We start from the raw sequence: 23,022 nt of genomic DNA, 5'->3' as shown, positions 1-23,022 counted from the left end.
TATAGCCATGCCAGCCTAGCTGGCTGGCGCGTGTAAAAAAGCCGGTTATCCATGGATAACCGGCTTTTTCATTGGCGGGTGCACTGCTCAATCACGCAGCAGCTTCTGCTTTTGCCGCATGGCCTTGCTGCGCTGTTTCCACACTGCCTGCTGCGCCTTGCGTTGCAGCAAGCTTTCCTCGCCACGGCGCGCCTCGCGCAATAGCTTGAAATAATTGTGCAAACGGTCGGCGTCTACCACTGGGCGCACGGCACAACCCGGCTCGTGCTGATGCTGGCAATCGCGAAACTGGCACTGTTTTGCCAGACGAGCGATATCGTCAAAGCTGTCTGCCAGTGCCGCCTCGTCCAGGTCTGGTTGCAAGGTGCGCACACCTGGGGTGTCGATCAGGCAGGCACCGCCTGGCAGCCGGTGCAGGCTACGCGCTGTGGTGGTGTGGCGGCCGCGGCTATCGTCAGCCCGCACCGCGCCGGTTTGCTGGCAGGCCTCCCCCAGCAAGGTATTGCTGAGCGTGGATTTACCCACACCCGAGCTGCCCAGCACAATCAGCGTCTGCCCCTGCCCCAGCCACGGGGCAAGTTGGCCGCAGCTTGTCGCATCGGTGCCATTTAGCGCCAGCACTGTCATGGCGGCAGGCAGGCGCTGGCGTACTGCCTGCATGCTGGCTTGCGGGTCGGCACACTGGTCGGCCTTGCTCAACACGATCACCGGCGTAATATCGGCCGCCTGCACCATACTGACAAAGCGCTCCAGCCGGCGCAGATTGAAATCGCCATCCAGCCCCATCACCAGCAGTGCGGTATCAATATTGCTGGCAATGCGCTGGCGCTGGCCGTGGCTATTACGCCGCAGTAGCGCGTTAACAGGTGCCAGGCGCTGTTGTAGCCACCAGTCGCCGGCGGGGTCGCAGGCAGCCAGCACCCAGTCGCCCACGGCCAGGCCATCTTCGGCCTGCAGGGTTTGCCACTGGCTACTGGCTAGCCGGCCACGGCGCTCTTGCTCGCCATCGTGCAGCAAGACGGCATCGCGGTGCACCGCGCTTACACGAAACAGGCTGCCGTCGCACCGTGCTTGCTGTAACAGGTTTTGCAGTAAAACTGGCGTCAGGCCAATGGCGGCCAGACGGGAAAAATCGAATGTGAACATGTCGGTATCCGTGACGGGCCCGCATGCAAAATCAGCGGGCCATGCCCGTAAAGGGCTATCGCCGCAGGCTGGCTGCGGCACCGGTTGGCTGGGGCCGGCGGCACGGAATGAGGGGGTAAGGCAGAATGCGCTAGGCGCAGGGGAAAGGCGTGATACCCGCTCAGACGGTGACCGGCACGATGGCAAGATCCATTTTTTCCATGTCGGTCTCCTTGGCGGTATTTATCGAAGTGCCAGTATCGGCAGCGGGCGGCTGCCGGTCAAGCTCGCCAGGGTTGGCCGCAGGTCATGCGGCCAACCTTGTGGCAATTTGTGCTCAGGCCTTGGGCTGCACGGTATAGCCTTTGGCCTGCAGCGCCTTTTGCCATTCGCTTAGCGCGATATCCACCAGCGCAGGCTGGCCGCTAAAACCGAACTCGATGTGCATCTGGGCGATGCGCTCGTTGCCGAAGCTGGGCAGGCTGGACAGGCGCAGCGCCGGGTAGCGGGCGACAAAGTCCTGCATCAGGCTGATCAGGTCACCCTCGCGCGCATCCAGCGCAATACAGCCGCGCTCTATGTCCGGGCTATCGCTGAACAGCTGGCGGTAGTGCGTATCCAACACCCACTCCACCATAGGCCAGGCCATATTGGGGAAGCCCGGCACAAAGTGCACATGGCCACAGCTGAAGCCGGGAATCTGGTTCACGGGGTTGGGGATAATACTGGCACTGGCTGGAAAGGTACCCATGTGGATGCGGTGCGGGTAGGCTTCGTCGCCAAAGCGCCCTTCTATCAAGGCGCGCGCTTCGGGGTGCACGGCCAACGGCTCGCCCAGCGCGGCGGCGGCGCAAGCGCGGGTGTGGTCGTCCGGCGTGGCACCGATACCGCCAAAGCTGAACACCAGGTCGCCACTGGCAAAGGCACGACGCAACGCAGCTTCGATACGCGCCGGGTCATCGCCCAGGTATTCTGCCCACGCCAGTTTCATGCCGCGTGCGGCCAACATACGGATCAGCGACTGCATATGCTTGTCCTGGCGTTTGCCGGACAGCAGCTCGTCCCCAATAATCAGTGCACCGGTTTTCATGGTTCTAGCTTCCTAATTGTTGACGAATTGTATAGTACAACATTCCAACAAGCTCGCGCAGCGCCTGGTGGCATTCTTGCAATGCCGTCCCGCTAGGCAGCCAGTGCACCAGACCCTGCCCGTCGTAGCGGCTATAGCCGGTAGAGGCGGGCAATACCTGCAGGCCTTGTGCGGTGAAAAATGGCAGCGCCCTGGGCATATGCCAGGCCTGCGTGACCAGCACGACACGCTGTATGCCGTCTTTGGCTAGCAACGCCTGGCTATAGCGGGCGTTTTCCAGCGTGGTGCGCGATGCGCCTTCTTGCCAGCGCACGCTCAAGCCATAGCTCTGCAGCAGTACCCGCGCCATGACTGCGGCCTCCGGCTCCCCGCCCAGCGGTGCGCCGCCACTGACCAGTATCGGCAAGCCGGTCTGGCGCGCCAGCCACGCCCCGTATTGCAGGCGCTGGTTGGCCGCGCCCGTCAGCACGTTGGCCGCATACTCTGGCGCCGGCTTCACGCCCCCACCCAGCACTACGATGGCCTGCGCCGTGCGCGCTTGCGCCAGCGACAATGGCGGGTAGCGTTCCAGCCAGCTGTTCAGCCACATGGCGGTCACCGGCAAACTAAGCAGATAAGCCGACAGGCCGGCAAACAGCACCAGGCTGCGCCCCAGCTTTGGACGGCGGCGCTGCAGCAGCCAGCCGGCTAGCGCCAGTAGCAGGTAATTGAGCGGGGGCAGCATCAGCGAGCCCAGCAGCAGGTGCAACAGCACCATGCTATCGGTTTGTGCGGTCATGACGGTTTCCAGGACTGAGGGCAGCAGCATGATAGCTGCCAGGCCGGCGCGAGCACAAAGAAAAACCCCCTGCCGCAGGACAGGGGGTTGGTGTGGCTGACTACCGGCTTACTCGCCCAGGTAGGCGTTACGCACACGCTCGTCGGCCAGCAGCTCTTGCGCCGGGCCGCTCATGGTGATGCGGCCGCTTTCCATCACGTAGCCACGCTGCGACACTTCCAGCGCCAGCTTGGCGTTCTGCTCTACCAGCAGCATGGTCACGCCTTCCTTGGCCACCATCTGGATGATCTCGAAGATCTTTTCCACGATCAGCGGCGCCAGGCCCATGGACGGCTCGTCCAGCAGCAGCAGCTTGGGCTGGGAGATGATGGCACGCGCCATCGCTACCATCTGCTGCTCGCCACCGGACAGGGTACCGGCCAGCTGCTTCTGGCGCTCTTTCAGGCGCGGGAACAGCTCGTAGCCACGCTCGATATCACGCTGGATGCCGTCTTTGTCGTTACGATGGTAGCCACCCATTTGCAGGTTTTCTTCCACCGTCAGCTTGCCAAAGATGCCGCGACCTTCCGGCACCATCACCAGGCCATTACGCACAAAGTTGAAAGAGGCGATGTTGTCGGTTTCCTTGCCATCGAAATGGATGGAGCCACCGGACTTTTTCACCATGCCCACCAAGGTCTTCAGCGTGGTGGTCTTGCCGGCGCCGTTAGCACCGATCAGCGTGACCAGCTCGCCCTGGTTGATGTGAAAATCGATGCCACGTACGGCCTGGATACCGCCGTAGGACACTTGCAGGTTTTTGACTTCCAAGAGACTCATGAGTGTGCCGCTCCAAGGTAAGCTTCAATGACTTTAGGATCCTTGCGCACCACTTCCGGCACGCCTTCGGCGATTTTCTTGCCGTAGTCGAGCACGGCAATACGGTCGCACAGGCCCATCATCAGCTTCACGTCGTGTTCGATCAGCAGAACGGTGACACCGTCGTTGCGGATCTTCTCCATCAGCGTCTTCAGGTCTTCGGTTTCTTTCGGGTTCATACCGGCTGCCGGCTCGTCCAGCGCCAGCAGCTTGGGCTCGGTGGCCAGCGCACGGGCGATTTCCAGGCGGCGCTGGTGGCCGTACGACAGGTTGCGGGCACGCTCGTGCGCCACATCGTCGATACCTACGTACTTCAGCAGCTCCCAGGCCTTGGCCTCGATGGCCGCTTCTTCCTCACGCGCAGCCTTGGTACGCAGGATGGCACCCAGCGCACCCGCTTTGGAGCGGATGTGGCGGCCAACCATCACGTTTTCCAGCGCCGTCATTTCGTGGAACAGACGGATATTCTGGAAGGTACGGGCAATACCACCGGCTACCACGATGTGCGGAGGGGCACGGAACAGGTCTTTGCCGTCAAAGGTAAAGGTACCTTCGTCCGGGGTGTACAGGCCGGTCAGCACGTTGAACATGGTGGTTTTACCGGCACCGTTCGGGCCGATCAGACCGTAGATTTCGCCTTTGTTAATGTGCAGGGCAACATTATTCAGGGCATGAAGGCCGCCAAAGCGTTTGTGGATGCCTTCGATTTTCAGCAGAACTTCAGCCATGGCTTAACCTTTCTTGGCATCTTCAAACTCGGCTTTGCGGCGCTTGGACGGCCACATGCCTTCTGGGCGGGTCAGCATCATGATTACCATGGCCAGACCGAACAGCAGCATACGTGCGTTTTCCGGGTCAACAATCATCCGGCCGAACGTGTGCATTTGCAGCGGGCCAATCACATCACGCAGGATTTCCGGCGCAATGGTCAGCACGACAGCACCCAGGATGACGCCAGGGATATGACCCATGCCACCCAGTACTACCATGGCCAGAATCATGATGGATTCCAGCAAGCCGAAGGATTCCGGCGAGATGAAGCCCTGGAACGAAGCAAACAGACCACCTGCCACACCACCGGACAAAGCGCCCAGGGCAAAAGCCAGCAGTTTGATATTGCGGATGTTCAGGCCCATGGCCGAAGCGGCAATCTGGTCTTCGCGCATGGCTACCCAGGCACGGCCGATACGCGAGTACTGCAGGCGGTAGGCCATGATCACCACACCCACGGTGAGGATCAGGAACAGGTAGTAGTACATGTGTACCGGGTTCAGCGCAAAGCCGGCTACGTCGATGGTTTTACCCATGGAGAAGCCACCGATCTGGATCGGGTCGATCAGGTTGATACCCTGCGGGCCGTTGGTGATGTTGATCGGCGCGTTCAGGTTGTTCATGAAGATACGGATGATCTCGCCGAAACCCAGGGTCACGATGGCCAGATAGTCGCCCTTCAGCTTCAGTACCGGTGTACCCAGCAGCAGGCCGAACAAGGCAGCGCACAGGGCACCCAGCGGGATGCTGATGTAGAACGGCAGGTGAATGTCGAAGTGCGGCGAACCCAGCAGCGCGAAGGTGTAAGCACCCACAGCGTAGAAGGCGATAAACCCCAGGTCCAGCAGGCCGGCAAAGCCCACCACGATGTTCAGGCCCAGGGCCAGCATCACGTACAGCAAGGCAAAGTCGATGGTACGTACCCAGGAATTACCCAGGGTGCTACCCACCACGAAGGGCAACACTGCCAGCACGATGGCCGAGGCAATGAATACGCCGAGTTTTTTGTTGGCATTCATAGTCATACGTACCCCGTGTTAAGCGCGATCGGCCATCTTCTCGCCCAGCAGGCCAGAAGGACGGAAAATCAGCACCGCAATCAGCACCATGAAGGCAAAGATGTCCTGATAGTGCGAGCCCAGGAAACCACCGGTCAGGTCACCGATATAACCGGCACCCAGACTCTCGATGATACCCAGCAGGATACCGCCGGCTACCGCGCCACCCAGGTTGCCGATACCACCCAGCACCGCCGCAGTAAACGCTTTCAGGCCGATCATGAAGCCCATGTAGTAGTGAGCCTGATCGTAGTTGGTGGCCACCATCACACCGGCAATGGCACCCAGTGCCGAGCCGATAACGAAGGTAGCGGAAATGATGGTGTTAACGTTCACGCCCATCAGGCCGGCCACAGCCGGGTTCTGGCTGGTAGCACGCATGGCGCGGCCCAGCTTGGTTTTTTCAACCACCACCAGCAGGCCTACCATCAGCGCCAGGCACAGCACCACAATGCCGACTTGCAGCTGGGTGATGGTGGCACCGAATACGTCGATGGTTTCGTGGTCAAGAATTGGCGGGAACGGGATGTAGTTACGACCCCAGATCAGGATGGCAGCTTGCTGCAGCACGATGGACAGGCCGATCGCGGTAATCAGCGGCGCCAGTTTGGGTGCATTACGCAGCGGGCGATACGCCACACGTTCGATCACGAAGCCCAGCAACATACACGCCGGAATCGCAACCAAGAGGCCGATGAGCACCAGCACAGGGCCTGGCAAAGCCACGCCTGCACCAGTCAGCAGGGAAATAACGGTGATGGTAACCATAGCGCCAAACATCACTACTTCGCCGTGAGCAAAGTTGATGAGGCCCATGATCCCGTACACCATGGTATAGCCAAGTGCGATAAGGGCATAAATACTGCCCAGCACAAGTCCATTCAGGATCTGTTGCAGAAAAATGTCCACGGTGGGATCTCCTTAGATTGATGGTCCCGATAGCTTTATCCGGGGGTTTACCCTCTATATGCCATCTTGTTGGCCGCATCTCACAGACTGTCAACTGTAAGACAAGCCGAGCGGATTATGTAGGTGTATCCAATTGACTGTCAATCTTAAAGAAAGGCGGATTTCACCTTTTTGCAGCATTTTTTTATATTTTTGCAAGTATTTGATTTTACTAGTGTTTTTTAGTCAAAACGATGGCGTGGCAATATATTGCAGTGCAAAATATTACGCATTTGGAATGTTATTTTCAGATACGTGGCGTTTTAAAAATTTTCGCTTATCAACTTAAATGGCGATATTAATTTTCCATTTCGAACAATACTGTTCACCATGCGGTTCGTTTTTGCGAATATGTGACGGCAACATTCTGTATACAATCTACCGTATTCGTTTCTGACCGCCAGATAGCAAAAAGCCGTAGCCCGGGAAGGCTACGGCTTTTCATGCCAAGTGGCAGTGATCAGGTCAGCTGGAACGGGTAAACCATGCCAAGCCCCAGAATGCCGGTGAGCTCATCCAGTGCAGTACGACACTCCACCAGCAGCTGTGGATCAGCCAGATCCTCGGGTGCCAGGCGGTCGCGATAATGCCGGTCTACCCAAGCATTAAGCGTGCCAAACAGCTGCTCGCTCATCATCACATTCGGGTTTACCGCTGCAATCTCGCTGGCAGACAGCGCCACGCGCAGGCGCAGGCACGCCGGGCCACCGCCGTTTTGCATGCTTTGCTTGAGGTCGAACACGCGGATTTCGGCAATCGGCCCACCGCTATGCACCAGTTTCTGCAAATAAGCCCAGACGCGCTCGATATTGCGGCACTCTTCCGGCACCACAATGATCATCTTGCCATCGGCGCGCGACAGCAGCTGGCTATTGAACAGGTAGCTCTTCACCGCCTCCTCTACCGTCACCTCGGCCTGCGGCACCTCAATGGGGACAAACTGCCCGCCCACTGCGGCCAACTTGCGAGCCAGCTCGTCCAGCACGTCCTGCTGATGCAGGAAGGACTTCTCGTGATGGAACAGCACATTGCGGTTGCCCACCGAAATCACGTCATTGTGGAATACGCCAGCGTCGATGGTGTCAGGGTCTTGCTGGGCGTACACCACGCCCTCTTCTTTCAGGCCGTGCAGGCGTGCCACCGCGTGGCAGGCCTCCAGCGTTTGGCGCGCCGGGAAACGCGCCGGTTTCGGGTAGCGCGTATCGAATGCCGAAGCACCAAACACGAAGAACTCCACCCCTGCCCCGTCGTACTCGTGGCAGAAGCGCGTATGGTTGGCCGCACCTTCGTCGCCAAAGTGCATCTGCGCCGGCAGCGACGCGTGCACGGCAAAACGGCTTTCATCGGCAAACATGGCTTGCAGGATGCGGCGCGTGGTGGGGTGCTCGATGGAGCGGTGAAACTTGTTGTTCAGGTTGGCCGGGGTAAAGTGCACACGCCCGTCGGCGGTATCGCCCGAGGGGCTGACCGTGGCGGCGTTGGCTGTCCACATGCACGAAGCCGACGTAGCCGCAGCCAGAATGGCAGGGGCTTCCTTGGCGGCACGGGCAATCACCTGCGCATCAGTACCGCCAAAGCCCAGCTGGCGCAGGCTGGCCACATCCGGGCGCTCGTGCGGGGCGAGTACGCCCTGCTTGAAGCCCAGGTCGTGCAGCGCTTTCATCTTGGCCAGGCCCTGCTTGGCCGCCAGCTTGGGGTTGGACGCCGCACGCTGGTTGCCGGTAGAGGCCACATTGCCGAACGACAGACCGCTGTAGTTGTGCGTCGGGCCTACCAGGCCGTCAAAGTTCACTTCAAAGGCTTGGCTCATAGCGTAATCCCCGGGGAAAGTTGCGCCGGTACCGTCAGGCTGTCGCATTCCAGCGAGGCCACCGGCCAGGCGCAGTAATCGGCCGCGTAATAAGCGCTGGGGCGATGGTTGCCCGAGGCGCCGATACCGCCAAACGGGGCCGCGCTGGAGGCGCCGGTCAGCGGCTTGTTCCAGTTCACCACGCCGGCGCGGGCTTCCAGCAGATAGTCTTCGTACTGCGCGCGGTCGTCGGACAGCACGCCGCCGGCCAGGCCAAAGCGGGTGTCGTTGGCAATATCGATGGCTTGCGCAAAGTCGTGGTAACGGATGACTTGCAGCAGCGGACCGAAGAACTCGTCGTCCGGGCGCTGCGCGTGGGTGGTATCGATAATGCCGGGGCTCAGCAGCGCGCCGCTGGCCGACAGCCGTTTCATTTCCAGCAGTACCTTGCCGCCGCTGGCCTGCAAGCTGGCCTGTGCGGCCAACAGTGCCTCCGCAGCGGCATTGGAAATCACAGAACCCATGAATGGCTGCGGCTCGTCGTTATACAGGCCTACTTTAAGGTTGGCCGCAACTTGCACCAGGCGCGCGATAAACGCATCGCCTTCGGCACCGGCCGCCACCAGCAAGCGGCGGGCGCAAGTACAGCGCTGGCCGGCCGACACAAAGGCCGACTGGATCACGTGGTGCACGGCGGCATCCACATCGGCGATCTTGCCCACGATCAGCGGGTTGTTGCCCCCCATTTCCAGCGCCAGGATTTTCTCCGGCTGGCCGCCGAAGGTCTTGTGCAGCAGGTTGCCGGTGGCAGAGCTGCCGGTAAAGAACAGGCCGTCGATACCGTCGTGGTTGGCCAGCGCAATGCCGGTTTCCTTGGCGCCTTGCAGCAGGCTGATCACGCCAGCCGGCAGGCCGGCTTCGGCCCACAGGCGTACGGTTTCCTGCGCAGTCCACGGTGTCAGCTCGGACGGTTTGAACACCACGGTGTTACCGGCGATCAGCGCAGGCACGATGTGGCCGTTAGGCAAGTGGCCAGGAAAGTTGTACGGGCCAAACACCGCCACCACGCCGTGCGGCTTGTGGCGCAGCACTGCCTGGGCATCGCCCATCGGTGCGGCGCGCTCGCCGGTGCGCTCGTGGTAAGCCTTGATGGAGATATCCACCTTGTTCACCATGGTGGTGACTTCGGTTTGCGCTTCCCACATCGGCTTGCCGGTTTCGCGGGCAATGACCTCGGCCAGCTGGGCCTTGTTGGCCGCCAGCAGTTCGCCAAAGCGGCGGATGATGGCCAGGCGCTCGTCCAGCGGCAGGCGCGCCCAGGCTTTGAAAGCAGCGCGGGCGGCGGCCACGGCGCGGCCAACTTGCGCGGTGCTGGCGGCCTGGCCTTGCCAAATCGCCTCGCCGGTGGCCGGGTTGGTTTTATTCAGCAGCTCGCCTTCGCCGGCGAACCAGCTGCCATCGATAAACTGGGTAGTCACTATGCAGTCTCCTTTGGCGACAGCGTGACAATACGCACGGGGTCGCCCTGCTTGATATTCAATGCGCTGGCCTGCTCGGCGCTCAGCGTTACCCCCTCCGGCCCGCGTACCAGCTCGGCCAGAATCACGCGGAAGCTGTCGTAGCCGGTATTGGCCACCAGGTACCAATCGGCCTGGCCGTCGGGCTGGCTACCGATACAGGCCGGCAGCACGCGGCTTTCGCGCACGGCACGCACGTCCTGTACGTAGGCTTGTACGGTGGGGCCGGCGTCGAAAATGTCGACGTAGCCTTCGTAGCGGAAGCCCTCGCTATGCAGCATGGCCACCGCGGGGCGGGTGTTGTCGTGGGTCTGGCCGATAACGTCTTGCGCGGCTTGCGGCAGAAAGTCGATGTACACCGGAAACTTGGGCATCAGCTCGGCCACGAAGGACTTCTGCCCTACGCCGGTCAGGTAGTCGGCTTCGGCAAACTCCATCGAGAAGAAATGGCGGCCCAGCGCTTCCCAGAACGGCGATTTGCCGTGCTCGTCGGACACACCGCGCATTTCGGCTACCACCACCTTGCCAAACAGCTGGTGGAATTGCGCCAGGAACAGGAAGCGGCTCTTGGACAGCAGGCCGCCGTTCTTGTTGACGCGGAAATCCGGGTGCAAAAACAGCGTGCACAGCTCGCTGTAACCGGTGTGGTCGTTGGACAGGAACAGTGTTTCGTGGCGGGTGTAGACGTCCAGCTCTTCGGACGCGTGCACGATATTGCCCACGCGGTAGTTGTACCAGGGCTCTTTCAGGCCCACGGCCGCTTCCAGCGCACAGATGCCGCCAACGCGGCCGCTATCGGTGTCTTCCAGCACAAACACGTAGCCACGCTCGGCCAGCTCGGCCTCGCCGCTAAAGCTGCGCTCGGAGCGCGCAATGCGTGCGGCCAACCTGTCTTCGTTTACCGGCAGGCTGGTGAGCCCTACCCCGGCGCTACGCGCCAGGTCCATCAAACCGGGCAGATCCCCTGCCCGTACGGGGCGAATCACCATCATGCTTGCGCCCTCCCGGCTTCAGGCAGCAACGGGGCGGTGCAAATGCGCTGACCGCTGCTGACAGACAGCGCACGGGCTGTCTCCTGGGTAATGAACATCACATCGTCTACCAGGCTGGCGTGCGCCTGCGTGGCAGCAAACTGGCCACTGCGGTGGTTGGACAGCAGCATTTCCTGTGCGCCAGCCGGCAACACCGGGGCCACCTCTACCTGGTAGAGGCCCTGCTGACGCAGCGAGAACAGCTGGTCTACTTCGGCAGTCAGCACCGCGCCGCCGTCGAAGATGTCGATATAGTCGTCGGCCTCGAACCCCTCGCGCGACAAAATGCTGAACGGGCGCTCGAAGTCGGGGTGAATCTGGCCAATGGCGTTCTGCGCCGCATCCGGCAGCAGGGGCACGTAGATGGGGTAAGTCGGCATCAGCTCGGCAATAAAGGTCTTGCTACGCTGGGCAAAGGCCTGCTCTACCTGCGGAAAATCCATATTGAAGAAGCGGCGGCCAATGGCATCCCAGAACGGCGACTGGTCGTTTTCGTCCAGCATGCCCTGCATTTCCACCAGGATGCGACGGCCAAAGCGTTCGCGTGCGGCAGCCATATACAGCAGGCGGGCACGCGACAGCAGCTCGTAGGCGCGCAGCTGGTACTGCGGCGAACAGAAGAAACCGCACAGCTGCACCATGCCGGTGAGGTCGTGGCACATGGTCAGCACGTGGATGCGGTTATTGACCTTTAGCGCACGCGAGGCGTGCACCATGGTTTCGCTGCGGTAGCTGTAAAACGGCTCTTCAAAGCCGGCGGACGCGCTGATGGACGCGGTGCCGATTACCCGGCCTTCGTCTTCCAGCACGAACATATAGTATTCACGCCCCGTGCCGGCGATGGCCTCGTGTTCGAAAGCCCCCAGCGAGGTCTGGATTTTTTCGTAAAGCTTTTCCCGATTGTTCGGCAAGCTGGTAACGCCGATTCCACTCTCCACCGCCATGGTTTCAATGAGCGGCAGATCGGGAATGCGTACTGGGCGCACGATCAGCATGAAAGCCTCTCTCTCGTTGTATTCATGAGGCAGGCGCAGCCTGCCCCGCACCGCGGCCAGGCTGGCAGCGGTGTTCCTTTGCATTATTGGTATTGACTGGGTAAGACTTAGTGGCGGCTGGCAGCAACCACGGCAGCCACAGCGGCGTCAAAGCGCGCCAGGCCATCGTCGATATCCTGCTCGGTAATCACCAGCGACGGGGCAAAACGCACCACCGACAGGCCGGCTACCAGCACCATCAGCTGCTCGGCTTCGGCTGCTTTCAGGAAGTCACGCGCGCGGCCGGCAAACTCGTCAGACACCACGGCGCCAATCAGCAGGCCCATGCCGCGTACTTCTTTAAAGACGTTGTACTTGGCATTGATGGCGTTCAGGCCATCCACAAAGCGCTGATGCTTGGCGCGTACACCTGCCAGCACTTCCGGGCGGCTGACAATTTCTACGACCTTGCCGGCAACCGCAGAGGCCAGCGGGTTGCCGCCGTAGGTGGTGCCGTGGGTGCCTACTGCCAGGCTCTTGGCGATGGCAGCAGTAGTAAGCATGGCACCGATAGGGAAACCGCCACCCAGGCCTTTGGCGCTGGACAGGATATCCGGCGTTACGCCGTATTCCTGGTAGGCGTACAGCGAGCCGGTGCGGCCAACGCCGGTTTGTACTTCGTCAAACACCAGTAGCGCGTTGTGGGCATTGCACAGCTCGCGGGCGGCCTGCAGGTACGCCGGGTCGGCCGGCAGCACACCACCTTCGCCCTGTACCGGCTCGATGACTACCGCGCAAGTCTTGTCGGAGATAGCCGCCTTCAGTGCATCGATATCGTTGAACGGCACGTGGGTGATACCGGCCGGGTTCGGGCCAAAGCCTTCGGCGTACTTGGGCTGGCCGCCTACGTTCACGGTAAACACGGTACGGCCGTGGAAAGAGTTGGTGCAGGAGATGATTTCGTACTTGTCGGCGCTGTAGTGGTCGGCTGCGTATTTACGCGCCAGCTTGAAGGCCGCTTCGTTGGCTTCGGCACCGGAGTTACAGAAGAACACGCGCTCGGCAAAGGTCTTTTCTACCAGGGCGCTGGCCAGCTGCAGGGCCGGTTCGTTGGTAAACACATTGGACACGTGCCACAGCTTGCCGGCCTGCTCGGTCAGGGCAGCCACCACTTCCGGGTGGCAGTGGCCCAGCGAGTTCACGGCAATGCCACCGGCCAGGTCGATGAATTCGCGGCCCTGCTGGTCCCACACGCGGGAGCCTTCAGCCTTTACCGGGATAAAACCGGCCGGGCTGTAGTTGGGCACCATGACCTGGTCGAATGTGTCGCGAGTGACAGTGTTGCTCATTGATAGCTTCCTTCCTGCAATTTGTCGCAATTATTGTTTGTTCACAGCCCGCGCTGCGTACGCCGCGCACTGTTACATCAGTCTTGCAACGATTCTAATCGAATCTCTGCGGCAAACCATATCCTCTTTGCGACATGCGCTTACACATTTACCAGCTTTGTCCAACAATATGCCAGGACTAAAAAGTCATTTAATTTCATCAGTTTACAATATCGAAATGCAAAATAGCGTCACCATTTTCCGCTTTTAGGCCACGCCAAACCAGTGCAGCCGCTCACCCGCGCTGCGCGCTGAAGCACCCATAAACCCTGCGGCCAACCCTGGCATGGCGCACTTCGCACGCGCCAGCCCACCCACGCGCGCGCAGACAGACACGCCATAGCAGCCAGATTCACTACAATTCGGCCAGCAAAATATCGAAATAACATCTAACTTTTACAACAGATGCAGTAAAGTTACGGGCTAATTGACAAGCAGCCGCCATGGCAGGTCTGCGCATTCCAGATTCAAGCAAGGAGATAGGCATGTCTGAAGCAAAGCTGCTGGTCGTCGAGGACAGTAAAACCCAGCGTGCTTTTTACGCCAGCGTACTTGAGGGGCACTACGACACGCGCTTTGCCACCCAGGGCAAAGAGGCACTCGCACAGGTAGAGGATGACACCCCGGATGTGATCCTGCTGGACGTGGAGATGCCGGAAATGGACGGCTACGAAGTATGCCGCCGGCTACGCGAGCAAGGGCTGGACATGCCCATCCTGTTCATCTCGGCCCATGTCGAGCTACAAGAGCGCCTGCAAGGCTACGATGCGGGCGGCAATGATTTTCTGTGCAAGCCCATCGACCCGCGCGAGCTGCTGCTAAAGCTGGCGCTGGTACTACGCCAGCGTGACGAACAACGCCAGCTGCAGGAAAACGGCCGCAGCGCCTTTTCTGCCGCCATGACCGCCATGAGCGCCATGTCGGAAATGGGGGTGCTGGTAGACTTTATCCGCAACATCAACAAACTGGACAGCTACCAGGAAATCGCCCAGGCCATTGGCACTACACTGGAGGCTTACGGCCTGCATGGCTGCATGCAGGTATACGGCAGCCAGGGGGAGCACCTGCACGCCACCGACGGCCAGGCCACGCCACTGGAGGCCAGCATCATCAGCAATGCGCGGACGCTGACGCATATCTACTCCTCGGGCAGCAATACCTCGTTCAACTACCCGCACTGCTGCCTGGTGGTACGCGACATGCCACTGGACGATGAAGACCGCTGCGGGCGCTTGCGCGACCACCTGGCGATTCTGGCCGAAGTCGCTGCCTCGCGCGCGCAAGGGCTGGACGAGCTGCACCGCGAAGTCTCTGCCCTGCAAGCCCGCATCCAGGCGCAGCAAGCCAGCCTGGTAGAGCTGCGCCGCCAGTTACCGGCCGCCAGTGCCACGCTGGGCCTGAGCCCGGAGCAGCAAACTGCCGTTGGCCGCCTGTTCGACCAGCTAATGCTGGGCATGCAAAAAGGCTAAGCCCCGCACCCATTACCAGCCCGTGTACTTGCTAGCGTACACGGGCTTTTTCATGCAAGCTTTGCTGCCGGCCACACGGCCTGCCTTACTGTGGAGCGCGCATGAAAACCCACCTGAATGTTGCCCTGATCGGCTACGGCTACGCTGGCCGCACCTTTCACGCCCCGCTGATTCACGCCGAGCCACGCCTGCGCCTGCATACCATCGTCAGCAGCAAGGGCGAGCAGCTACTGGCCGAGCAACCCGGCGTACAGGTCGTCAGCGACCCGGCACAAGCGCTGGCCACCCCCGAGATCGACCTGGTGGTGATTGCCAGCCCCAACGATTGCCACTATCCGCAAGCAGACGCCGCCCTGCGCGCCGGCAAGCACGTGGTGGTAGACAAGCCTTTCACCACCACCCTGGCCGAAGCACGGCAGTTGCAAGTACAGGCCAGCCAGCATCAACGCCTGCTATCGGTGTTTCACAACCGCCGCTGGGACGCCGACTTCCTGACCCTGCGCCAGCTACTGGATAGCGGCACCCTGGGGCAGATCAGCCAGTTTGAATCGCGCTTCGAGCGCTACCGCCCGCAAGTGCAGGCGCGCTGGCGCGAGTCGGCAGTAGCCGGTGGCGGCCTATGGTTCGACCTGGGGCCGCATCTGCTGGATCAGGCACTGCAGCTGTTCGGCCTGCCGCACGCGCTGCACGCCGACCTGGCCACGCAGCGCAATGGCGCAGTGGCCACCGACTACTTCCACGTCACCCTGCACTACCCGCGCCTGCGCGTCCTGCTATCGGCCAGCTGCCTGGTAAGCGGCGGCTCGCCGCGCTTTGCCGTGCACGGCACGCTGGGTAGCTACGTGAAATACGGCCTGGACACGCAGGAAAGCCAGCTGAAACTGGGCGAGGCACCCGGCTGCGCCGACTGGGGCCATGACCCGCTGCCGGGGCTGCACTACGTACAGCAAGATGGCCAGGAGCACGGCCACGCGGTACCGATGCTGGCAGGTGACTACCGCCACTACTACGCGGGCGTCGCGGCGGCCATTCTGGATGGTGCGGCCAACCCTGTGCCCGTCAGCCAGGCTATCCATGTCATGCAGCTGATCGAGCTGGCCAGCGCCAGCGCGGCCCAGGGCCATACCCTGCCGGTACGCTAGCGCCTGTTAACGCTATTTTTGCTGCAGCGGCGCTGGGCCGGCGGCGATGCACAAAAAACCGGGCGCAGCAGGCGGCCCCTGCCAGCACGGTTTGGCAGCGCCTAGCCCGGCAGCACGGCATCACTCCCAGTCCACCTTGCTGACAAACAGATAGCCCGCGCCGTACACCGTCTTGATCAGGCGCGGGTTGTAGCTGTCGTCTTCCAGCTTGCGGCGCAGGCGCGAGATGCGCACGTCGATGCTGCGGTCGTAGGGTGAAATATCGTCCTGGCCCAATAGCTGCTCGCGCGGCAGCACGCGGTTGGGGCGCTCCAGAAAGCGCTGCAGCATCTGGCCCTCACCGGCGCTAAGCGTGCGTTCGCTGCCATCTGCGGCCAACAGTTTGTAGCTGTCCATTTCATAGCGCCAGCCGGCAAAACAGGCGCAGCGCGGCGGGTTGGCCGCATTGCCTTCGGCCGGCTTGTCGCAGCGGCGCAGGATACTGCGCACGCGCGCCACCAGCTCGCGCGGCTCGAACGGCTTCATGATGTAGTCGTCGGCGCCGGTTTCCAGCCCCATGACACGATCACCCACGTGGCCACGGCCACTGAGGATGATCACGCCGCAGCGCTGCTGCTCGCGCACCTGGCGCACAATGGCCATGCCATCCATGTCCGGCAGGCCCAGGTCGACAATCACCAGGTCTGGCGGCTGCTGGCGCACACGCTGCAGCAGTGATGCGCCGGTACGGAACGACTCGCAGCGAAACTGGTAATCGCGCAGTATGGTGACAATCAGCCGCGAAATGGACAGATCGTCTTCTACCAGGTACACCAGCTTGTCGCCAATGGCTGGCTCGGCAGGGCTCAGGCTTGCGGTGGGCACAACATTACCTCGTCTAGCAAAGCGGCCAACTCGGCCGGGGTGAAGGGTTTTTCCAGCTTGGGAAAGCCGCCACTGGCATGGTGGCCGCTATCGTCGTAGCCACTCATCAATACCACGCGGATACGCGGTAGCAGGCTGCGCGCCAGCTGCGCCAGGGCGCGGCCATCCAGCGTGCCGGGCATGACAATATCACTGAGCAGCAGGCCGATATCCGGAATGTTCTCCAGCATCAATGCCGCTTCGTCGCCGCTTTCCGCCTCCAGCACCGGGTAGCCCAGGCTGGTGAGCTGCAGGCGCACCACGCGGCGCACTTCGGCGTTGTCTTCTACCAGCAGGGTAAGCGGCCGCTCGCGCCCGCCGGCCTTGCCGCTAAAGTTCAGCCGCCCGGCTGGCTGCGCGGCGGGCTGGGTGTGCGGCAGGCGCAGGGTAAAGCGCGTGCCCTTGCCCGGCGTGCTGCTCACGTGTACCGCGCCGCCAGACTGGCGGGCAAAGCTGTACACCATAGCCAGGCCCAGGCCGCTGCCGCTACCAAAACGCTTGGTGGTAAAGAAGGGCTCGAACACACGCAGCAGCAGCTCCGGCGACATGCCGCAGCCAGTATCGGCTACCTCGATACACACGTAGTCGCCCGCCTGCAGCTGCCATTCAGCCGCCTCGCGCTCGCCCAGCTGCGCCAGGCTGGCTGACAGCTGCAGGCTGCCGCCATCGGCCATGGCATCGCGCGCGTTCAGCACCAGGTTCAGGATGGCGCTTTCCAGCTGGTGCGGGTCGGCCATGGCAAACAGCGGTGCCGGTGGCAGCTGGTTTTGCAGCGCAATGCTCTCGGGCAGAGAACGGCGTATCAGCTGCAGCATGTCCTGCAACAGCGCGCCAATATCCACCGCACTGGGCAGCAGCGGCTGCTGGCGGGCAAAGGTCAGCAAGCGGCGCACCAGCGCCACGCCACGCTCGGCCGCCTGCAGCGCCGGGTCCAGGTAGCCCAGCAGCGCGGTGTTGTTTTCTTCGTGCCGGCGCAGCTCGGCCAAGTTGCCGATGACGACGGTGAGCATATTGTTGAAGTCATGCGCCAGGCCGCCCGACAGCTGGCCAACCGCCTCCATTTTTTGCGCCTGCACCAGCGCCGACTGGGTCTGCTTTTGCTCGGTAATGTCAAAAGACAGCACAAAGCAGCCCAGCACCTCGCCATCGGGGGCAATCTCCGGCACCAGCGTGCTGCGCGCAAAAATATGCGTGCCGTCGTCTTTCTCCATCGAGTATTCGTAGGTCACCTGCTTGCCGGTGAGCGCTTCGTTCACATAGCTCACCACCGCTGCGTAAAACTTGCTGCCCAATGCCGCCTCGATGCGCTGCCCCACGATGTGCTCGTTGCGGCGGCCAAACCAGTCGCTATAGCCCTTGTTGGCATAGCGGTACACGTGGTCTTTATCGAAGTAGGCAATCAGTGCCGGGATGGTGTCGGTAATCAGCCGTAGCCGCTCTTCGCTACGCTGCAGCGCGGCGGTGATCTGCACGTTGGCCGCGTGCGCCTCGCGCAGGCGCTGGTTGGCGGCCTCCAGCTCGGCGGTGCGGGCGCGCACGTGCGATTCCAGGTCGGCCTTTTGCTGCTGCTGCAGCCGCTCGTAAGCCTGCTGCTGGGTTTTGTCGGTGTACAGCGCAATAAAGCCGCCCGATGGTAGCGGCTCGCCACGCACGCGCAGCACCGAGCCGTCCGGGCGGATGCGCTCGGTATCATGCGGCTCGAAGCGCATGGCCAGCGCCACACGCTCGGCTACCTGCTGCTCGGGGTCGCCCGGGCCGTACTCGCCACGGTAGGCGTTATAGCGGATGTAATCGGCAAACGGCGTCCCCACCTGCCCCAGCCCGGCCGGAAACTCCAGCAAATCCAGAAAGCGCTGGTTGCACGCCAGCAGGCGCAGCCGGGCGTCAAACACGGTGACGCCCTGGTCTAGCAGATCCAGCCCGTACAACAGCATGGCATTGCGCTGCGAGCTGTCCAGCCCCGCCTCGGAGTGTTGCAACATGACGACGTTTTCTCCCGCCGATGGCAATGTCTTATCGAACAAAGCACGATTTTAGGCCAGCTTGCACCACAAAAGCGCGACTGAAATCATTCGTTACAATTGCCACAAACTTGCGCAAGAGTTGGGGGCAATCATCGTGCAGATAATGACAGCAACACAGACAGAGGAGTGTGACCGGATGTCCCTGCACAGCTACCAGCAAGACCTGCCCCAAACTGCGGCCAACCATGTGCCGCTGTCGCCGCTGAGCTATATCGAACGCGCTGCGGCGGTATACCCGCACCGTACCGCCATCGTGCACGGCAGCCAGCGTTTTAGCTGGCAGCAGGCCTACGAGCGCAGCCGCCGCCTGGCCAGTGCCCTGGCCTGCCATGGCATCAGCAAAGGCGATACCGTAGCGGTGATGCTGCCAAACATACCGGCCATGCTGGACTGCCACTTTGGCGTGCCGATGTGCGGCGCCGTGCTGAACACGCTGAACACCCGGCTGGACCCGGAGGCCATCGCCTTCATGCTGCAGCACGGCGAGGCACGGGTACTGATTACCGACCGCGAGTTCTCGTTCACCATCGCCCCGGCGCTGGCGCTGCTGGACAAGCCGATTCTGGTGATTGACGTAGACGACCCGGAATACAGCGGCCCGGGCAAACGCCTGGGCAGCATCGAGTACGAAGCCTTTATCGCCGGCGGCGACCCCGACTACGCCTGGCAGCTGCCGGATAACGAATGGGACGCCATCTCGCTGAACTACACCTCCGGCACCACGGGCAACCCCAAGGGCGTGGTTTACCACCACCGTGGCGCCTACCTGAACGCCAGCTGCAATATTCTGGACTGGGGCATGCCGCGCCACGCCACCTATCTGTGGACGCTGCCAATGTTCCACTGCAACGGCTGGTGCTTCCCGTGGACCATGGCGGCCAACGTGGGCACCAATGTCTGCCTGCGCCGCGTGGACCCACGCCTGATTTTCGAGCTGATCAAGACCCACCGTGTAAGCCACTACTGCGGCGCACCGATTGTGCACAATATGCTGATCAACGCGCCGGATGACTGCAAACAGGGCATAGCCCACCAAGTGAACTGCCTGGTGGCGGGCGCCGCGCCACCATCGGCGGTGATCGAGGGCATGGAAACCCTGGGCTTCAACATTACCCACGTATACGGGCTAACCGAAACCTACGGCCCGGCGTCGGTATGCGCCAAACAGGACGAATGGGCGGACATGGATATTGGCGGGCGCACCGAACGCAATGGCCGCCAGGGCGTGCGCTACACCATGCAGCAAGGCATGACGGTGATGGACCCGGCCACCATGACCGAAGTCCCGCACGATGGCGAAACCATGGGCGAGATCATGTTCCGCGGCAACCTGGTGATGAAGGGCTACCTGAAAAACGCGCGCGCTACCGAAGAGTCGCTGGCCGGCGGCTGGTTCCACACCGGCGACCTGGCGGTGATCCAGCCCGACGGCTACGTGAAGATCAAGGACCGCTCCAAGGACATCATTATTTCCGGTGGCGAGAATATCTCGTCCATCGAGGTGGAAGACGTGCTGTGCCGCTTCCCCGGCGTGATTTCTGCCGCCGTGGTGGCACTGCCGGACCCGAAATGGGGCGAGGTACCGTGCGCCTTCCTGGAAATGCGCGAAGGCGTAGAGGGCGACGAAGCGGCGGTGATCGAACACTGCCGCGCCCACCTGGCACGCTTCAAAGTGCCCAAGCGCATCATCTTCGGGCCCATCCCCAAGACCTCTACCGGCAAGATCCAGAAGTTTCTGCTGCGCCAGCAAACCAACGCTGCCGCTGCCATCCAGTAACCCGCCGCACCGGCAGCGCCTGCGGCCAACCCTGCAACAGGGGTGTTCTGGTTGGCCGCATCGTGCCGGCATGGCAGGCCTCGTAGCTACGCTGCGAACATTTCCCCCTTATACCCCCGCCTCGGCGGGGATTTTTTTTGCCCTGCTACCCGCCACATTTTGTTGCAAGGCTGCCACGCCCACAGGCCCGCACACGTGGCCATAGCCAGCAAAAACCCCTGCCAGACCTCGCCCGGGGGCCAAACATGCCGCGTTCATGTTTCGTTACATTTCACACACAGTTGCGCAAGGTTGGCAGGGAATCATCAGGCATAAGCGAGCAAAAGCTCGATAGCAGCCGCCACAGAGCGGCACCCCGCAGTAATACAACCGAGAAACAGGAGAGATCATGACTGGCAATGCAACACACGCCATCCGGCAACACCCGCAATTCGCCACCCTGGTGAAAAAGCGCTCTACCCTGGCCTGGACCCTGGCCGCCCTCACGCTGGGTACCTATTACCTGTACATGCTGGTAGTAGCACTGGCACCCGACACCTTGCACCAGGCACTGCACAGCGGCGGCGTGCTGTCTGTCGGCGTACCGGTAGGCGCTGCCATCATCGTATTTACCTGGGCGCTCACCGGCTATTACGTATACCGCGCCAATACCGAATTCGACCGCCTGACCGCCACCATCCTGCAGGAGAGCCAGCCATGATGCGTACCCTCGCTACCCTGCTGGCACTCTCTGCCAGCCCGCTGGCCCTGGCCGGCCCTGCCATGGCTGGTGCCGTGGAAAAACAGCCGCTGAATATGGCCGCCATCGGCATGTTCATGGTGTTTGTGGTACTGACCCTGGGTATTACCTACTGGGCTTCGCGCCGCACCCGCTCCGCCAGCGACTTCTATACCGCAGGCGGCGGCATCACCGGCTTCCAGAACGGCCTGGCCATTGCCGGCGACTACATGTCGGCCGCTACCCTGCTGGGTCTGTCCAGCATGGTGTTTGCCAAAGGCTACGATGGCTTTATCTACACCGTCGGCTTCTTTGTGGGCTGGCCCATCATTACCTTCCTGATGGCCGAGCGCCTGCGTAACCTGGGCCGCTTCACCTTTGCCGATATCGCCAGCTACCGGCTGGACCAGACCAAAATCCGCACCTTTGCCGCCTTTGGCTCGCTGACCGTGGTGAGCTTTTACCTGATCGTGCAGATGGTGGGTGCCGGCCAGCTGATCCAGCTGCTGTTTGGCCTGGACTACCCGGTAGCCGTGGTGGTGGTCGGCGTGGTGATGATGGCTTATGTGATCTTTGGCGGCATGATCGCCACCACCTGGGTGCAGATCATCAAGGCCGTGCTGCTGCTGGCTGGCGGCACCACCCTGGCCTTCATGGCCATGGCACAGTTCGGCTTCAGCTACGAAACGCTGGCGCGCGAAGCCGTGACAGTACACAAGGACGGTTTGGGCATGATGGGCCCGGGCAGCATGCTGGCCGACCCGGTGAACGTGGCGTCGATGTCGCTGGGCCTGGTCTTCGGTATTGCCGGCCTGCCGCACATCCTGATGCGCTTCTTTACCGTGCCCAACGCGAAGGAAGCACGCAAATCGGTGTTCTACGCTACCGGGTTTATCGGCTTCTTCTTCCTGGTAGTGTGCACGCTGGGCTTTGCCGCGGTGGTGATCATCGGTAAAGACCCGCAGTACTTCGTGAACGGCGAGCTGGGTGGCAAGCTGGTAGGCGGCGGCAATATGGTGGCCATGCATCTGGCCAAAGCCGTGGGCGGCAACCTGTTCCTGGGCTTCTTGTCTGCCGTGGCCTTTGCCACCATCCTGGCGGTGGTCGCCGGCCTCGCGCTGGCAGGCGCGTCGGCCATCTCGCACGACCTGTACGCTACCGTGATCAAAAAAGGCAAGGCGGATGAAAAGAGCGAGCTGAAAGTGTCGCGCATTGCCGCGGTCGCCATCGGCGTGCTGGCGATTGTGCTGGGCATCCTGTTCGAGAAGCAGAACGTGGCCTTTCTGGTGGGCCTGACCTTTGGTGTGGCAGCATCCACCAACTTCCCTATCCTGATCCTGTCCATGTACTGGAAAGACCTGACCACCCGCGGTGCGCTGCTGGGCGGCTTTAGCGGGCTGATTTCGGCGGTGACGCTGGTGATCCTTTCCAAGGCTGTATGGGTAACCGTGCTGGGCAACGAAACCGCCATCTTCCCGTATGAGCACCCGGCGCTGTTCTCCATGCCGCTGGCCTTTGCCGTGAGCATTGTGGTGTCGCTGCTGGACCGTAGTGCGGCTGCGGCTAGCGAGCGTGCCCGCTTCGACGACCAGTTTGTACGCGCACAAACCGGCCACGGTGCCGCCGGCGCGCACAATCACTAAGCAGACCGGTTGCGGCCAA

The 23,022-nt window shown here is 61.6% G+C and carries 19 protein-coding genes; 5 read left to right on the top strand and 14 right to left on the bottom strand.

Annotated elements, in window-relative coordinates:
- Window positions 1-87: 87 nt before the first annotated feature.
- From rsgA to LCH97_RS01340, 12 genes are all read right to left on the bottom strand, one after another.
- Window positions 88-1,146, bottom strand: a complete 1,059-nt coding sequence (gene rsgA / locus LCH97_RS01395; RefSeq protein ID WP_227303023.1) for a ribosome small subunit-dependent GTPase A — start codon at window positions 1,144-1,146, stop codon at window positions 88-90.
- Window positions 1,147-1,462: 316 nt separating this feature from the next.
- Window positions 1,463-2,215 (bottom strand): molybdopterin-binding protein, encoded by a 753-nt coding sequence (locus tag LCH97_RS01390; RefSeq protein WP_227303022.1) that lies wholly within the window; start codon window positions 2,213-2,215, stop codon window positions 1,463-1,465.
- Between the two features lie 4 nt (window positions 2,216-2,219).
- On the bottom strand, window positions 2,220-2,993 hold the full coding sequence (locus tag LCH97_RS01385) for a YdcF family protein (RefSeq protein WP_227303021.1): 774 nt from the start codon (window positions 2,991-2,993) through the stop codon (window positions 2,220-2,222).
- 108 nt (window positions 2,994-3,101) lie between these two features.
- Window positions 3,102-3,812, bottom strand: a complete 711-nt coding sequence (locus LCH97_RS01380) for an ABC transporter ATP-binding protein (protein ID WP_017510041.1) — start codon at window positions 3,810-3,812, stop codon at window positions 3,102-3,104.
- Window positions 3,809-4,579: an ABC transporter ATP-binding protein gene (locus LCH97_RS01375; protein WP_227303020.1), complete on the bottom strand. Its 771-nt coding sequence runs from the start codon at window positions 4,577-4,579 to the stop codon at window positions 3,809-3,811. The genes LCH97_RS01380 and LCH97_RS01375 overlap by 4 nt, the downstream gene beginning before the upstream one ends.
- 3 nt (window positions 4,580-4,582) lie before the next feature.
- Window positions 4,583-5,647, bottom strand: coding sequence for an ABC transporter ATP-binding protein (locus LCH97_RS01370; RefSeq protein WP_227303019.1), 1,065 nt, complete (start codon window positions 5,645-5,647; stop codon window positions 4,583-4,585).
- 12 nt (window positions 5,648-5,659) lie between these two features.
- Entirely contained in the window at window positions 5,660-6,589 is a 930-nt protein-coding gene (locus LCH97_RS01365; RefSeq protein ID WP_227303018.1) for a branched-chain amino acid ABC transporter permease, read from the bottom strand.
- Between the two features lie 499 nt (window positions 6,590-7,088).
- Complete coding sequence (astB, locus tag LCH97_RS01360; protein WP_227303017.1) at window positions 7,089-8,438, bottom strand: N-succinylarginine dihydrolase; 1,350 nt, start codon at window positions 8,436-8,438, stop codon at window positions 7,089-7,091.
- Window positions 8,435-9,895: a succinylglutamate-semialdehyde dehydrogenase gene (gene astD, locus LCH97_RS01355; protein ID WP_227303016.1), complete on the bottom strand. Its 1,461-nt coding sequence runs from the start codon at window positions 9,893-9,895 to the stop codon at window positions 8,435-8,437. Before astD ends, astB begins: the two co-directional genes overlap by 4 nt.
- Window positions 9,895-10,926, bottom strand: coding sequence for an arginine N-succinyltransferase (gene astA / locus LCH97_RS01350; protein ID WP_227303015.1), 1,032 nt, complete (start codon window positions 10,924-10,926; stop codon window positions 9,895-9,897). Before astA ends, astD begins: the two co-directional genes overlap by 1 nt.
- Entirely contained in the window at window positions 10,923-12,044 is a 1,122-nt protein-coding gene (gene aruF / locus LCH97_RS01345; protein WP_227303014.1) for an arginine/ornithine succinyltransferase subunit alpha, read from the bottom strand. Before aruF ends, astA begins: the two co-directional genes overlap by 4 nt.
- Window positions 12,045-12,067: 23 nt before the next feature.
- Window positions 12,068-13,288, bottom strand: a complete 1,221-nt coding sequence (locus tag LCH97_RS01340; protein ID WP_227303013.1) for an aspartate aminotransferase family protein — start codon at window positions 13,286-13,288, stop codon at window positions 12,068-12,070.
- Between the two features lie 524 nt (window positions 13,289-13,812).
- On the opposite strand from LCH97_RS01340, the gene LCH97_RS01335 reads away from it, so the two are divergent.
- Entirely contained in the window at window positions 13,813-14,796 is a 984-nt protein-coding gene (locus tag LCH97_RS01335) for a response regulator transcription factor (protein WP_227303012.1), read from the top strand.
- 101 nt (window positions 14,797-14,897) lie between these two features.
- A complete protein-coding gene (locus tag LCH97_RS01330; protein ID WP_227303011.1) occupies window positions 14,898-15,938 on the top strand; it encodes an oxidoreductase in 1,041 nt (346 codons plus the stop codon).
- Between the two features lie 120 nt (window positions 15,939-16,058).
- Here the strand turns inward: LCH97_RS01330 and LCH97_RS01325 are convergent, their stop codons facing one another.
- The gene (locus LCH97_RS01325; RefSeq protein WP_227303010.1) at window positions 16,059-16,802 is read right to left on the bottom strand and encodes a response regulator transcription factor; all 744 of its coding nucleotides are present in this window, start codon (window positions 16,800-16,802) and stop codon (window positions 16,059-16,061) included.
- Window positions 16,784-18,823: a PAS-domain containing protein gene (locus tag LCH97_RS01320; protein ID WP_227303009.1), complete on the bottom strand. Its 2,040-nt coding sequence runs from the start codon at window positions 18,821-18,823 to the stop codon at window positions 16,784-16,786. Before LCH97_RS01320 ends, LCH97_RS01325 begins: the two co-directional genes overlap by 19 nt.
- 178 nt (window positions 18,824-19,001) lie before the next feature.
- Between LCH97_RS01320 and LCH97_RS01315 the strand changes: the two genes are divergently transcribed.
- The 3 genes from LCH97_RS01315 to LCH97_RS01305 all read left to right on the top strand — a co-directional run bounded on the left by LCH97_RS01315 (window position 19,002) and on the right by LCH97_RS01305 (window position 23,003).
- Window positions 19,002-20,642 carry an acyl-CoA synthetase gene (locus tag LCH97_RS01315; protein WP_227303008.1) on the top strand — a complete coding sequence of 547 codons (1,641 nt, stop codon included), beginning with the start codon at window positions 19,002-19,004 and terminating at the stop codon, window positions 20,640-20,642.
- Between the two features lie 388 nt (window positions 20,643-21,030).
- A complete protein-coding gene (locus LCH97_RS01310) occupies window positions 21,031-21,342 on the top strand; it encodes a DUF485 domain-containing protein (protein ID WP_227303007.1) in 312 nt (103 codons plus the stop codon).
- A complete protein-coding gene (locus LCH97_RS01305) occupies window positions 21,339-23,003 on the top strand; it encodes a cation acetate symporter (RefSeq protein WP_370630714.1) in 1,665 nt (554 codons plus the stop codon). Before LCH97_RS01310 ends, LCH97_RS01305 begins: the two co-directional genes overlap by 4 nt.
- Window positions 23,004-23,022 lie beyond the last annotated feature (19 nt).

It is taken from the genome of Vogesella sp. XCS3, from assembly GCF_020616155.1.
Taxonomy (GTDB): domain Bacteria; phylum Pseudomonadota; class Gammaproteobacteria; order Burkholderiales; family Chromobacteriaceae; genus Vogesella.
Note: the sequence above shows the minus strand (reverse complement) of the source record. Positions and strands in the feature narration are given on the sequence as shown.